General features: G+C 74.3%; 14 protein-coding genes. 7 read left to right on the top strand and 7 right to left on the bottom strand.

Features of this window, described 5'->3' with window-relative positions; all coding sequences use genetic code 11:
- Positions 1-21: 21 nt before the first annotated feature.
- From BJP25_RS08330 to BJP25_RS08320, 3 genes are all read left to right on the top strand, one after another.
- Positions 22-1317, top strand: coding sequence for a bifunctional glycosyltransferase family 2/GtrA family protein (locus BJP25_RS08330; protein ID WP_075974242.1), 1296 nt, complete (start codon positions 22-24; stop codon positions 1315-1317).
- Positions 1314-3197 (top strand): glycosyltransferase family 39 protein, encoded by a 1884-nt coding sequence (locus tag BJP25_RS08325; protein ID WP_075974241.1) that lies wholly within the window; start codon positions 1314-1316, stop codon positions 3195-3197. The genes BJP25_RS08330 and BJP25_RS08325 overlap by 4 nt, the downstream gene beginning before the upstream one ends.
- Positions 3198-3310: 113 nt before the next feature.
- Positions 3311-3649 (top strand): STAS domain-containing protein, encoded by a 339-nt coding sequence (locus BJP25_RS08320; protein ID WP_158075618.1) that lies wholly within the window; start codon positions 3311-3313, stop codon positions 3647-3649.
- Here BJP25_RS08320 and BJP25_RS08315 read toward each other — a convergent pair.
- The gene (locus tag BJP25_RS08315; protein WP_075974239.1) at positions 3646-5070 is read right to left on the bottom strand and encodes a carotenoid oxygenase family protein; all 1425 of its coding nucleotides are present in this window, start codon (positions 5068-5070) and stop codon (positions 3646-3648) included. The two genes, BJP25_RS08320 and BJP25_RS08315, sit on opposite strands and share 4 nt — an antisense overlap.
- Before the next feature lie 71 nt (positions 5071-5141).
- Between BJP25_RS08315 and BJP25_RS08310 the strand changes: the two genes are divergently transcribed.
- A complete protein-coding gene (locus BJP25_RS08310) occupies positions 5142-5786 on the top strand; it encodes a TetR/AcrR family transcriptional regulator (protein WP_075974238.1) in 645 nt (214 codons plus the stop codon).
- On the opposite strand, the gene BJP25_RS08305 is transcribed toward BJP25_RS08310, so the two are convergent.
- Genes BJP25_RS08305 through fabG form a run of 5 tightly spaced genes read right to left on the bottom strand, consistent with a single transcriptional unit; the run spans position 5761 to position 9872 of the window.
- A complete protein-coding gene (locus tag BJP25_RS08305) occupies positions 5761-6363 on the bottom strand; it encodes a TetR/AcrR family transcriptional regulator (protein WP_075974237.1) in 603 nt (200 codons plus the stop codon). The two genes, BJP25_RS08310 and BJP25_RS08305, sit on opposite strands and share 26 nt — an antisense overlap.
- Positions 6363-7460 carry an acyl-CoA dehydrogenase family protein gene (locus BJP25_RS08300; protein ID WP_075974236.1) on the bottom strand — a complete coding sequence of 366 codons (1098 nt, stop codon included), beginning with the start codon at positions 7458-7460 and terminating at the stop codon, positions 6363-6365. Before BJP25_RS08300 ends, BJP25_RS08305 begins: the two co-directional genes overlap by 1 nt.
- A complete protein-coding gene (locus tag BJP25_RS08295) occupies positions 7457-8647 on the bottom strand; it encodes an acyl-CoA dehydrogenase family protein (RefSeq protein ID WP_075974235.1) in 1191 nt (396 codons plus the stop codon). Before BJP25_RS08295 ends, BJP25_RS08300 begins: the two co-directional genes overlap by 4 nt.
- Positions 8644-9114, bottom strand: a complete 471-nt coding sequence (locus BJP25_RS08290) for a MaoC family dehydratase (RefSeq protein WP_075974234.1) — start codon at positions 9112-9114, stop codon at positions 8644-8646. Before BJP25_RS08290 ends, BJP25_RS08295 begins: the two co-directional genes overlap by 4 nt.
- Before the next feature lie 2 nt (positions 9115-9116).
- The gene (gene fabG / locus BJP25_RS08285; RefSeq protein ID WP_075974233.1) at positions 9117-9872 is read right to left on the bottom strand and encodes a 3-oxoacyl-ACP reductase FabG; all 756 of its coding nucleotides are present in this window, start codon (positions 9870-9872) and stop codon (positions 9117-9119) included.
- A gap of 129 nt (positions 9873-10001) precedes the next feature.
- Here fabG and BJP25_RS08280 point away from each other — a divergent pair, with 129 nt between their 5' ends.
- A complete protein-coding gene (locus tag BJP25_RS08280) occupies positions 10002-10187 on the top strand; it encodes a hypothetical protein (protein WP_075974232.1) in 186 nt (61 codons plus the stop codon).
- 23 nt (positions 10188-10210) lie between these two features.
- On the opposite strand, the gene BJP25_RS08275 is transcribed toward BJP25_RS08280, so the two are convergent.
- Positions 10211-10936, bottom strand: a complete 726-nt coding sequence (locus BJP25_RS08275) for a TetR/AcrR family transcriptional regulator (protein WP_075974231.1) — start codon at positions 10934-10936, stop codon at positions 10211-10213.
- A gap of 215 nt (positions 10937-11151) precedes the next feature.
- On the opposite strand from BJP25_RS08275, the gene BJP25_RS08270 reads away from it, so the two are divergent.
- Together BJP25_RS08270 and BJP25_RS08265 are read left to right on the top strand one after the other, a co-directional pair.
- Positions 11152-12414 carry a hypothetical protein gene (locus BJP25_RS08270; RefSeq protein ID WP_075974230.1) on the top strand — a complete coding sequence of 421 codons (1263 nt, stop codon included), beginning with the start codon at positions 11152-11154 and terminating at the stop codon, positions 12412-12414.
- A gap of 155 nt (positions 12415-12569) precedes the next feature.
- Positions 12570-13232 carry an NADPH-dependent F420 reductase gene (locus tag BJP25_RS08265; protein ID WP_075974229.1) on the top strand — a complete coding sequence of 221 codons (663 nt, stop codon included), beginning with the start codon at positions 12570-12572 and terminating at the stop codon, positions 13230-13232.
- The last annotated feature ends 133 nt before the right edge of the window (positions 13233-13365 follow it).

Here is a 13365-nt window from a genome sequence, read left to right as displayed (position 1 = left end):
GCCCACCGGAGGCTCCCCACCATGAGCGCGACCACCACCCCCATCCCGCAGCAGGGCGCGGGCCGCGGGCCCGTGCGGGTCCAGGGCCCCGCCCCCGTCCTCGACGTCGTCGTGCCCGTGTTCAACGAGGAGGTCGACCTGGAGCCCTGCGTCCGCAGGCTGCACGCGCACCTGGGCGCGCAGTTCCCGTACCCGTTCCGGATCACCGTGGCCGACAACGCCTCCACCGACCGGACCCCCGAGGTGGCCGCCGCGCTGGCCGCGGAGCTGCCCGAGGTGCGGTCGGTGCGGCTGGAGCAGAAGGGCCGGGGCCTGGCGCTGCACACCACCTGGCTCGGCTCCGACGCCGAGGTGCTGGCCTACATGGACGTGGACCTGTCCACCGACCTGGCCGCGCTGCACCCGCTGGTGGCGCCGCTGATCTCCGGGCACTCCGACGTGGCCATCGGCTCCCGGCTGGCCCGCGGCGCCAGGGTGGTGCGCGGGCCCAAGCGCGAGTTCATCTCCCGCTCCTACAACGTGCTGCTGCGCTCGACGCTGCGCGTGCGGTTCTCCGACGCCCAGTGCGGGTTCAAGGCCATCCGCGCCGACGTGGCCAGGGCGCTGCTGCCGCACGTGGCCGACACCGGCTGGTTCTTCGACACCGAGCTGCTGGTGCTGGCCCAGCGCGCCGGGCTGCGCATCCACGAGGTGCCGGTGGACTGGGTGGACGACCCGGACAGCCGGGTCGACATCGTCGCCACCGCCCTGGCCGACCTGCGCGGCATCGTGCGGGTGGGCCGCGGGCTGGCCACCGGCGCCATCCCCATCACCCGGCTGCGCGAGCAGCTCTCCCGCGGCGCGATCGACCTCGACCCACCGGGCGTGCCGCCGCGGCTGCTGCGCCAGCTGGTGCGCTTCGCCGCGATCGGCGTGCTCAGCACCGCCGCCTACCTGGTGCTCTACGTGCTGCTGCGCGGCGGGATCGGCCCGCAGCCCGCCAACTTCATCGCCCTGCTGGTCACCGCCGTGGCCAACACCGCGGCGAACCGGCGGCTCACCTTCGGCGTGCGCGGGACCGAGGGCGCCGCCCGCCACCAGTTCCAGGGCCTGCTCGTCTTCGCCCTGGGCCTGGGCCTGACCAGCGGGTCGCTGGCGCTGCTGCACGGGCTCACCGAACCGGGCCGCGGCCTGGAGGTCGTCGTCCTGGTGGCGGCGAACCTCACCGCGACTATCCTGCGGTTCCTGCTGCTGCGCGGCTGGGTCTTCCGCCGCACCGACCAGTCCGCCCTCGAGGAGACCGGCACCGCGGTGCCGAGTGTGGAGAGCGCTCGATGACCACCTCGACGGCCTCGACGACCCCGGCCGCCGCCCCGGTGGCGGGCTCCCCCACCGCCCCGGTCGCGCCCACCGCCACCACCGCCGCGGTGGCGGGCCGGGCCCGGTGGGAGCGGCCCGCGCTGGCCGCCCTGCTGGTGGTCACCGGCGCGCTGTACCTGTGGGACCTCAGCGCCTCGGGCTGGGCCAACGACTTCTACGCCGCCGCCGCGCAAGCGGGCACCCAGTCGTGGAAGGCGCTGTTCTTCGGTTCGCTGGACGCGGGCAACGTCATCACCGTCGACAAGCCGCCCGCCGCGCTGTGGCTGATGGCTTTGTCCGGGCGGCTGCTCGGGTTCTCCTCGTTCAGCATGCTGCTGCCGCAGGCGCTGCTGGGCATCGGCTCGGTGTGGCTGGTGCACAGCGCGGTGCGCCGCTGGTCGGGTCCGGTGGCCGGGCTGCTGGCCGGGGCCGCGCTGGCGCTGACGCCGGTGGCCGCGCTGATGTTCAAGTTCAACAACCCCGACGCGCTGCTGGTGTTCCTGATGGTGCTGGGCGCGTACTCCACCGTGCGCGCCACGGAGGCGGCGAGCTGGAGGTGGCTGGCGCTGGCGGGGGTGGCCATCGGCTTCGCCTTCCTCGCCAAGACGCTCCAGGCGTTCCTGGTGCTGCCCGCGTTCGGGCTGGTGTACCTGTTCGCGGCGCCCGCGGCGCTGGGGAAGCGGGTGGTGCACCTGCTGGGCGCGGTGGTGGCGCTGGTGGTCTCGGCGGGCTGGTTCGTCGTGGTGACCGACCTGTGGCCGGTCTCGTCGCGGCCCTACATCGGCGGGTCCACCGACAACAGCGAGCTGGACCTCGCACTGGGCTACAACGGCCTGGGCCGGATCTTCGGCGGCGACGGCAACCGCGCGGGGGGCGGCGTGGGCGGTGGCGCCTTCGGCGGGGAGGCGGGCCTGGGCCGCATGTTCGGCAGCGCCTTCGGCTCCGAGGTGTCCTGGCTGCTGCCCGGCGCCCTCGTGGTGCTGGTGGCCGGGTTGTGGTTCACCCGGCGCGCGCCGCGCACCGACCGCACCCGCGCGGGCCTGGTCCTCTGGGGCGGGTGGACGGTGGTGACGGCGCTGGTGTTCAGCTACATGCAAGGCACCATCCACCCGTACTACACCGTGGCGTTGGCACCGGGCATCGCCGCACTGGTGGGCATCGGCGGCCGCGAGCTGTGGCGGGGCCGGGAGAACCTGGGCGCCCGCGTGGTGCTGGGGCTGGCCGTCGCGGTGACCGCGGGGTGGGGCTTCGTGCTGCTCGACCGGGTGCCGGACTGGCTGCCGTGGCTGCGCTGGGTGGTCGCAGTGCTCGGCGTGCTGACCGCGACCGCGCTCATCATGGGCGTGCACCGGTTCCGCCGGGCCGCGCTGCCGGTCGCGGTGGCCGCGCTGCTGGCCACCCTCGGCGCCACCTCGGCCTACGCGGTGGCCACGGCGACCACCGGGCACAGCGGGTCCATCCCGACCTCCGGCCCGACCGGGGCGGGCGGCACCGGCCGGGGCTTCGGCGGCCCCGGCGGCGGCCTGCAGGTCGACCCGGAGCTGGTGGCGGCCCTGCGGGCCACCACGGGCACGTGGGCCGCGGCCAGCACCGGGTCGATGGGGGCGGGCAGCCTGCAGCTGGCCAGCGGGCGGCCGGTGATCGCCATCGGCGGCTTCAACGGCGGCGACCCCGCCCCCACCCTGGCGCAGTTCCAGCGGTACGTGGCCGAGGGCCAGGTGCGCTACTACGTGCCGGGCGGCCGCGGTGGTGGCCCCGGCGGTGGCGGCGGCGACGTCGGCACCTGGGTGGAGGCCAACTTCGAGCAGGTCACGATCGGCGGGGAGCTGGTCTACGACCTCAGCAGGCCGCTGGGGTGAGGACTTTGGACCCCTGGGACAGCGGCGCCGGGCCCGCGTAGGCTCCGGGCATCTCGGTTCCGACGCCGCTGGGAGGGTGCCCGCCATGCGCACAGGCCTCCTCGCGCGGGGTGGTGGCGGCCATCGCTGAGCCGCACCAGCCGCACCAGCCGCCCGACGCGCTCCTCCCCGACCGGCCCACCCGTCCCCGGCTGCCCGGCCACGCCGACCTCACCACGCGCCCGGACTTCGAGGCGCTGCTGTCGGTGCTGTGCTCCCGGGCGGCCGGGGACGTCCACCTGGACCTGGGCGAGCTGGACTTCATCGACGTGTCCGGGGTGATCTCGCTGCTGCGCGCGGCGGCGACCCTGCCCGAGGGCAGCCACCTGGTGCTCAGCAACCCGCCAGAGGCCATGCGGCGCATCCTGGAGGTGCTCAACCCCGGCCCGGACCCCGGCATCCGGCTGGCCTAGGGCCTGTCCCCGGGAACCCAGTTGCCGTGGAAGCCCTCGGGCACCCGGACCGGCAGGTGCACGGTGGCCACCGGCTCCAGGGTGGCGGCGTCGAGCAGGGCCAGGTCGGTGCGGTCGGCGGCGGGGTCGGTCACGAACCCCATGAGCACGCCGTCGTCCTCGGCCGCGCCGGGGGTGCGCGGCTGGAAGGTGAACTCCCCGATGGCCGCGCCGGGGAAGTGCCTGCGGAGCTGGCTCCCGGACTGGAAGTCGTGCTTGAGCAGGGTGTCGGCGCGCCCGCCGGAGCCGAAGGAGATGCTGTAGCCGTAGCGGTGCCTGCGCCCGGTCAGCCGCTCGTCGACCCGGGGGAACTCCTGCGGCCGGTCGTCCACGGTGGACTGGGTGACCTTGCCGGAGGCGGTGTCGAACGTCCACTGGTCGAGCACCGGCGGGCCCTCGGTCGGGCCGTGGCGGTCGGTGTCGAAGGTGCGGTCGTGGCGCACGACGTCGAGCACCACCGAGTCGCCGGAGTCGTAGGCGTTCAGCGCGTGGTACACGTAGGACGGTGCGACGTCGAACCAGCGCACGTCCGACGCCCCGCCCTCGCGCGGCAGCAGCCCCACGCGCGCCGGGTAGCGCGGGTTCCACCGGTAGGGCAGGCCCGCGTTGCCCGCGGCCGCGCCGGACATCGCCATGGCGACCGGGTTGGGCAGCCGGACGCGGCCGATGAGGGCGGAGAGCACGAGCCGGGCGGGGGCGCGCAGCGCCCGGGGCACGCTGGCCTGGACCGCCGTCGCCGGGTCGAAGGTGACCGGCAGGTCGTAGAGGACCACGTACTTCTCGGTGAGGGAGAAGTTGTGCATCATCGGGCTGCCGCCGACGGGGATGTCCAGCTCGCGGCGGACGCGGCCGTCGGCGCCGACGACGGTGTAGCGCACCCGGTCGCCCCAGCCGAAGAAGTACGACACCGCGTGCAGCTCGCCCGTGGCGGGGTCGCGCAGCGGGTGCGCGGTGTAGCCGCCGCGCAGGGTGCCGTCGAAGTCGCAGATGCCGGTGGTGGCCAGCTCGTCGTCCAGCTCGTAGTTGGCCACACCGCCCTCGACCAGGGCGAGGGTGCGGCCGCGGTGGCCGATGACGTTGGTGTTGGCGCCGAGCCCGCCGAGGGTGCCGCGGGCCGGGCGCGGGCCGCCGTCGGCCTCGGTGCGCACCCAGCGGTTGCGGTACCACTCGGCCTTGCCGCCGCGCAGCCGCACGCCGTGCACCATGCCGTCGCCCATGAACCAGTGGTAGGCCTCCGGGTCGACCTCGGCGGCGGGGTTGGGGCCGTTGCGCAGGTAGCGGCCGTCGAGGTGGTCGGGGATGGTGCCGGTGACCGCGAGGTCGACCTCGGTGCGCTCGGTGTGCACGGGCGCGTAGGTGCCCTGCAGGTAGGGGTTGCCCACGGCGTCTCCTCTCCAGGGGCATAACCTTGTTATCCCCTCCTGTATAACCGAGTTATGCCACACTGGCAAGCATGGCGGAGGCACGGGAGAGGTTGGTGGCCGCGGCGCTGCGCCTGCTGGCCGACGGCGGGCCGGACGCGGTGCAGGCGCGCAAGGTGGCCGCGGAGGTGGGCGCGTCGACCATGGCCGTCTACACCCACTTCGGCAACATGGGCAGGCTGGTCGACGCCATCGCCGCGGCCGGGTTCGGCCTGCTCGGCGACCGGCTCGCGGCCGTGCCGCGCACCGAAGACCCGGTGGCGGACCTGGCCGCGCTCGGCCTGGCCTACCGGGCGCACGCCCAGGAGAACCCCGACCTCTACCGGGTGATGTTCGGCGTCACCGCCATCGGCGGGCACCGCCCGCGCACCGCCGACCCCACCGCGGGCGGCGACCCCGGCGGCGTCGCGCTGCGCGCCTTCACCCACCTCGTCGACGCGGTGGCGGCGGTGGTCGATGCGGGGCTGGTGCGGCGGGTGGACCCTGCGCAGCTGGCCGCGCAGCTGTGGAGCGCGCTGCACGGGTTCGTGCTGCTGGAGATCGCGGGCTTCCACGGCGACGACGGCGTGGAGCGGGTGCTCGCGCCGATGACGGTCAACCTGCTGGCGGGCGCGGGCTACGACGCGGCGGCGGGCGGCGGGTGGCCGGGGGTCAGCGGGCCCCCAGCATCGCCATGACCAGCTCGGCGTAGCGCTCGCCCAGCGTGCCGGGGTCCGGTTTGGACTCCGGGGTGTACCAGCGCGCCACGTCCACGCACAGCGACAGGATCGCGCGCGCCGCGGTCGGGGTGTCCGGCGCGGTGAACACCCCCGCCGCGGCGCCCTCAGCGATGAGGTCGCGCACCGCCCGCTCGGTGCGGCGGCGCAGGTCGGCCACCACGTCGAAGTCCGCGGGGCGCAGGGCGTGCAGCTCGTACTGCACGATCCGCGCGACCCGGTGCCGGGTGGCGTGCCAGGTGGTGAACCGGGCGACGAGCACGCGCATCCTGGCCGCGGCGTCGCCGGGGCCCGCCGCGGCGGTCTCCACCATCGCCAGCGCGCGCTCGTGCCCGGTGCGGCTGATCGCGAACAGCACCGCGGCCTTGGACGGGAAGTGCACGTAGAGCGCGGCGGGCGACATGCCCGCCGCGGTGGCGATGTCGCGGGTGGTGGTGGCGTGGAAGCCGCGGTCGGCGAAGGCGTCGACCGCGGCCGCCATCAGCCGCTTGGCCGCGTCCGGGCGGACGTCGGGCCACAGGTCCTGCGGATCGGTCATCACCCCGCCAAGCCGACCAGCGCGGCGAGCCTGGTCCGGTGCGCGCCGGGCGCGCCCAGGGCGATCTCGTCGGCCTTGGCGCGCTTGAGGAACAGGTGCACGGGGTGCTCCCAGGTCATGCCGATGCCGCCGTGCAGCTGCACGGCCTCCTCGGCGGCGTGCACGGCCACGCCCGCGCACAGCGCCTGCGCGGTCAGCACCAGCACCTCCAGGTCCTCGGCACCGGTGGCCAGCGCGTCCGCGGCGGCGCGGGCGGCCGCGCGGGCGAGCGCGATCTCCTGCCACAGGTCGGCCAGGCGGTGCTTGAGCGCCTGGAACGACCCGAGCGGGCGGCCGAACTGGTAGCGCTCCTTGAGGTAGGCCACGGTGGTGTCCAGGCACCACTCCGCGACGCCGACCTGCTCGGAGGCCAGGATCCCGGCGCCCGCGAGCAGCGCCGCCCTGGTGGCCGCGGCCCCCGACCCGGCGAGCCGGACCCCGGGCGCGGCGGACAGCTCCACATCGGACAGCGGGCGGGTCAGGTCCAGCGGCACCACCGGGCGCACGACCGCGTCGGACGCCTCCACCGCGTACAAGGCGTCCCCGGCGGGCACCAGCAGCACCTCCGCCGCGCCCGCGTCGGCCACCGAGCGCACCGAGCCGGTGAGCGCGTCGCCGTCCGCGGCCACCGCGGGCAGCGGGCCGTCGTGGAACGCCGAGAGCGGCACCACCAGCGCGGCGGTGGCGCCCTCGGCGAGCCTGGTCAGCAGGGCCGCGGTGCGCGGGTCGTCCTGCTGGTCGCGCAGGTGCAGCAGCGCGGCGGTCGCGAGCACGGCCGAGCCCAGGAACGGCACCGGCGCGACCGCCCGGCCCAGCTCCTCGGCCACCACGGCCACCTCGCGGAAGCCCGCGCCCTGGCCGCCGACGTCCTCGGGCACCGGCAGCGAGGCGGCGCCGACGTCCACGGCGAGCGTGCGCCACAGGTCCAGGTCCAGCGGCCGCTCGCCCACCACCCGGGCGAGCACCGCGGCCGGGTCGGCGCGGTCGGCCAGCAGCGCGCGCACCGAGGCGCGCAGGTCGACCTCGACGTCGCTGTAGAGCAGGTCGGGGTCGCTCATCGGGGCAGGTCCTTCCACGGCAGGTCCTTGTCGACCCTGGGCTCGGACGGCAGGCCCAGGACGCGCTCGGCGATGATGTTGCGCAGCACCTCCGAGGTGCCGCCCTCGATGGAGTTGCCCTTGGCGCGCAGGTACCGGTAGCCGGCGTCGCGGCCGAGGAAGTCGACCAGCTCCGGGCGGACCATCGTCCAGTCCCCGTAGCGCAGCCCGTCCTCGGCCAGGAACTCCACCTCGAAGCCCGACAGCGCCTGGCTGAGCCGGGCGAAGGCGAGCTTCATGGCCGAGCCCTCCGGCCCCGGCGCGCCGTGCGCGAGCTGCTGGCGCAGCCGGATGCCCGCCAGCCGCAGCGCCTCGGACTCCACCCACAGCCGGGTGAGCCGGTCCCGGGCCTCGGCGGTGTGCCGCTCGGGGTGCGCGCGCCAGGTGTCCGCGACCACGCCGATCATGCCGCCCTCGCGGGGCACAGCGCGGCTGCCGATGGCGACGCGCTCGTTCATCAGCGTGGTCTGGGCGACCTTCCAGCCGTCGCCGACCGCGCCGAGCCGGTGCGCGTCGGGGATCCGGGCGTCGGTGAGGAAGACCTCGTTGAACTCGGCCTCGCCGGTGATCTGGCGCAGCGGGCGCACCTCGACCCCGGGGTCGGTCATGTCGCACAGGAAGTAGGTCATGCCCCGGTGCTTGGGCACGTCCGGGTCGGTGCGGGCGACCAGGATGGCCCAGCGCGCGGTGTGCGCGGTGGAGGTCCACACCTTCTGCCCGGTGACCACCCAGTCGTCGCCGTCGCGGCGGGCGCGGGTGCCCAGCGCGGCGAGGTCGGAGCCCGCGCCGGGCTCGGAGAACAGCTGGCACCACACCTCCTCGCCGGTCCACAGCGGGCGCAGGAAGCGCTGCTTCTGCTCGTCGGTGCCGAAGGCGAGGATGGTCGGGGCGGCCATGCCCAGGCCGATGCCGATCCGTCGCGGGTTGTTGTCCGGGGCGCCCGCCTCGGCCAGCTCCTCGTCCACGACCGCCTGCAGCGCCCGGGGCGCGCCGAGCCCGCCGAGGCCGACGGGGAAGTTCACCCACGCCAACCCCGCCGCCCAGCGGGCCTCCAGGAAGGCCCGCCGGTCGGTGGTGGCGGGGTCGTGCTCCCGGAGCAGGTCGGCGACGAGGTCGCGGACCTGCCCCGGGGTGGTCGGTGCGCTCACGGCGCCCCCTCCGGCTTCGGGACGAGCAGGACGACGGCCTCCGCGACGCACGCGGGCTTGTCCTGCCCCTCGATCTCGACGGTGTTGCGCAGCACGACCTGGATGCCCTGCTTGCCCGGGGTCACCTCGGCGACCTCCGAGCCCATCCGCACGCGCGACCCCACCCGCACCGGCTGGGGGAAGCGCACCTTGTTCAGGCCGTAGTTGACGCCCATGAGGAAGCCCTCGAACCGGTACACGGTGGCGCCGAGCATCGGCAGCAGCGACAGGGTGAGGTACCCGTGCGCCACCGTCCCGCCGAAGGGCCCGCGGGCGGCGCGCTCGGCGTCGATGTGGATCCACTGGTGGTCGCCGGTGGCGTCGGCGAACTCGTCCACCCGCGCCTGGGTGATCTCCACCCACTCGCCGTGCCCGAGGTGCGTGCCGACCGCGCCCGCGAGGGAGTCCGGACCGCTGAAGACGTGCATCGTCAGTCCCTCGGTCCGCCCGCGACGTAGATGACCTGGCCGGAGACGAAGCCCGCCTCCTCCGAGCACAGGAACGACGCGGTGGCGGCGATGTCGTCGGGGTTGCCCACCCGGCCGACCGGGATCATCGCCGCGGCGCCCTTCTTGAAGTCCTCGAACGGCACGCCGACGCGGGCGGCGGTGGCGGCGGTCATCTCGGTCTCGATGAACCCGGGGGCGATCGCGTTGGCGGTGACCCCGTAGCGGCCCAGCTCGATCGCGACGGTCTTGGTGAAGCCCTGCAGGCCCGCCTTGGCCGTGGCGTAGTTGGCCTGGCCGCGGTTGCCCAGCGCGGAGGTGCTGGACAGGTTCACGATCCGGCCGTACTTCTGCTCGGTCTGGTGCTTCTGCACCTCGCGGGTCATGAGGAACGTGCCGCGCAGGTGCACGGCCATCACGGTGTCCCAGTCGCTGTCGGTCATCTTGAACAGCAGGTTGTCGCGCAGCACCCCGGCGTTGTTCACCAGCACGGTCGGCGGCCCCAGCTTCTCGGCCACCTCCGCGACCGCGGCCTTGACCTGCTCGGCGTCGCTGACGTCGGCCCCGACCCCCAGCGCCGTGCCGCCCGCGGCCTCGATCGCCGAGACGGTCGCCTCGGTGCTCGCCGCGTCCAGGTCGATGACGCCGACGGCGAACCCGTCCCGGGCGAGGCGCTGGGCGACGGCGGCCCCGATCCCTCGGGCGGCGCCGGTCACGATGGCGGTGCGGGACTGCGACACAGGAGTCCTCCAGGTGGTTGCGCGACAGCGACTAAGCAAGCGCTTAGGAAGCTACTCGCGCGCCGCCCGGCTGTCCACAGCTCGGAGGACCGGACACCGCTCCCCCACCGCCCGGCCTACAGTCGGGGGGTGGCGACCTTCGGCGAACTGATCCCCGGCTCCAAGCTGCGCAAGGTGACCGACGAGGACGCGGGCACCGGCGAGCGGGCCGACCCCGGTGGACCGCTCGACCTCGATTCCGGCGTGGTGTTCCTGCGACCACGCGCGGATCGACCCACGGAATCGGACGAAACCGACTCGGCGGGATCGGATTAGGAGATTATCCGACATCCGGCGAACTAGGCGTCGGTTTTTGTCACGCCGTCATCACCGGGCTGGGGCGGGTTTTTGGTGGGCACGCCGAAAACGCGCAGGGTGGCCTCGACGAAGGAGTCCTCCAGCTGCGGCAGGGCCGCGGCGCCGCGCTGGCGCAGGCAGGTCCTGATCGCGTCGGCGATGCCGCCGATGAGCACGTCGAGCACCGCGTCGTCCACGTCGGCGACGGGGGTGCCCTGCGCGCGGGCGTAGGCGTGGGTGGCCCGGAAGAGCAGGGCGAACTGGTCGCGGCCCTGCATGACCTTGTCCACCATGTCCCCGCCCGCGCGCAGGGTCTCGATGTGCACCGCCCAGCTCGCCTCCGGCGCCGAGGCCAGGACCTTGAGGTAGGCGCGGATGCCCGAGCGCAGCCGGACCCGCCAGTCCTGGCCGGACACGGCCGTCTCCGCCGCCCCGATGGCCTTGACCACGTCGGCGACACCGTGGTCGATGGCGGCCAGGAAGCACTCCACCTTGCCGGAGAAGTGCTCGTAGAAGGTGCGCCGGGAGACGCTGGCGCGCTCGACGAGGTCGCCGATCGTCATCTCCGGGTAGCCCTTGTGCGCCGCGGTCCACAGCGCCGCGTTGAGCAGCCTGCCCCGCTGCGAGGCCCTGACCTGCTCCGGGTCGAGGCGGTGCCTGCCGCTGGGCAGCGGACCGCCCCCGTCGGGCAGGTCGTCGAACGTCGGCGGCGAGGGTGGCGAGCTCACCGGTCCAGCCTACCGGTAGTGCCGTTGTCACCAGGCGCGCAAACCGCGACAGCCCGTTTGGGAAGCGGTGACGAAGCCATTCACCGCTCAATTCCGGCCTTGTGCGCGCGAAGATCGGTACCGTAGCGTTTCAGACGTCAAGGCCCCTTTTTTCGATGCCGCGACAACTCCCGTTGGCGCGTTGTGTCGATTCCCACGAAAACGGAGGACAACGAATGTCCGAAGTCCAACGACGACGGCCGGGGCGGCTGCGCACGGCCGTCGCCGCCGTCGCCGTCGCGGCGGGCGCTGCCGCGGGCACCTGGGCCGTGGTGCCCGCGGCCGAGGCCCTGCCGGTGGAGACGGTCCCGCCCATCGGGGCGGACTCCGGCCGCTTCGCGCTGCCGATCAACTGCGAGATCACCCTGCCCGACTTCGGCGGCATCAAGGTCCTCGACCTGCCGACCACCGTCGACATCCAGGGCGTCGCACCCACCCAGCTGCGCCCCGGCCAGCAGTTCTACCTCACCGAGGGCAAGGGCGGGATGGTCTTCCCCTCCTGGCTGCCCAGCCTGGCGGGCGTGGTCGGCATCACCAAGGTCGACGCCAACCTGGTCGAGATGAACATCGGCGCGAAGGGCGCCAGCCCCTCGAAGATCAACATCTCGCCCGCGGGCGGCCTGCTGCTGCGCGACATCCCGTTGCAGTTCGGCAAGGACCTCGACGTCCGGGTGCCGGTCGACGGCGGCACCTTCCCCGACATCGGCCCCTACACCGCGCCCGCGGACGGCGTGGTGACCCTCCAGTTCGACAGCGCGCTGGTCGACATCACCCTCAAGGCCGACTGGGGCCTGCGCCTGGCGGTCAAGGCCAAGTGCCTGCCGGTGGCGGGCAACGCCCTGCTGTCGATGGCCGTCGGCGGCGAGCCCGGCGGCGAGCCGGTGGCCTTCCACGGCGTGCCGATGGACCAGTTCCAGCCGGTCGCGGCCAACAACCAGGTCGGCATCATCAACTCCCCCTACAAGTGCACCGTCCTGGGCGCCCCGTTCGACGTGGGCATCGCGGTCGGCGCCAACACCCCGCTGTCGGTGAAGAACGGCGGGTCGATCACCTTCACCAACGCCTCCGGCGCCCTGGTGGTGCCCAAGGCCACGGTGGACCAGCTCATCGCGGCGGGCTTCCGGAAGGTCTCCGGCAAGGTCAACGCCCTCAACCTCCAGGCGACCGGCGGCTCCCCGAAGCAGCTCAACGTGCTCGGCCAGGGCTTCCCCATCCCGGAGACCGCGCTGGTGGCGGGCAAGGACATCATCGTCCCGCTCCCGCCGAGCGGCACCCTGACCGCGGGCCCGTGGAAGCCGGACCTGCTGTCGTCCCACGTGAAGATCTCGCTCGGCACCGCCGACGCCGACCTGGTCTTCGACGGCGGCCAGCCCACCAAGGCCAGCTGCGCCGTCCCCTCCCCCGAGGTCATCCTCCTCGACGCCCCGGTCACGAACTGACCCGGCGCTGACGTCCCCGCCCGCCACCGGCACCCGGTGGCGGGCGGGTCCCCTCGTCCCACATCGTGGACGGGGATTAACCGCGGCGCGCCCCGGTGTTGGCAGGGGTGACCGGCGGGCCCACCCGCCCGCCTCATCCGAGGAGCGTGTTGGACGTGAAGATCGGCATCATCGGCGCCGGGAACATCGGTGGGGCCCTGACCAGGGGGCTGACCCGGCTGGGCCACGAGGTCCGGATCGCCAACTCCCGCGGGCCCGAGACCCTGGCGGACCTGGCGGCCGAGACCGGCGCCACCGCCGTGCCCGCCACCGAGGCGGCCGAGGGCGCGGAGGTCGTCGTCGTGACGATCCCCCAGAAGAGCATCCCGGACCTGCCCGCGGGCATCCTCGACGGCGCCGCGCCCGGCGCGGTCGTCATCGACACCGGCAACTACTACCCCCAGCAGCGCGACGGCCGCATCGACGCGATCGAGGCGGGCACCACCGAGAGCCGCTGGGTCGCCGACCACCTCGGCGCCCCGAACCTGGTCAAGGCGTTCAACGGCATCGCCGCCCTGCACCTGCAGGACAACGGGACCCCCAAGGGCACCGCCGACCGCATCGCCCTGCCCATCGCAGGCGACGACCCCGCCGCCAAGCAGAAGGTCGCCGACCTCATCGACGCCCTCGGCTTCGACCCGGTGGACGCGGGCACCCTGGACGAGTCCTGGCGCCAGCAGCCCGGGACCCCCGGCTACGGCCAGGACTTCCCGGCCGACCGCCTCAAGGCGGCCCTGGAGGAGGCCTCCCCGGAGCGCACCGCGGAGTGGAAGGCCTGACCCCGCGCCCGAACCCCGGTGTCCACGTCGGACTCGTCCGCTGTGGACACCGGGGGCGCGCGCCGCACGATCCCCGCGTTTCGCGGTCCGTCACCCTCGTTCCCATCACCGGCGTCCAGCGCCCCTCGACTGA

It is taken from the genome of Actinokineospora bangkokensis (assembly GCF_001940455.1).
Taxonomy (GTDB): domain Bacteria; phylum Actinomycetota; class Actinomycetes; order Mycobacteriales; family Pseudonocardiaceae; genus Actinokineospora; species Actinokineospora bangkokensis.
The sequence above is the reverse complement of the archived record's forward strand: the minus strand, read 5'-3'. Positions and strand labels throughout refer to the sequence as shown.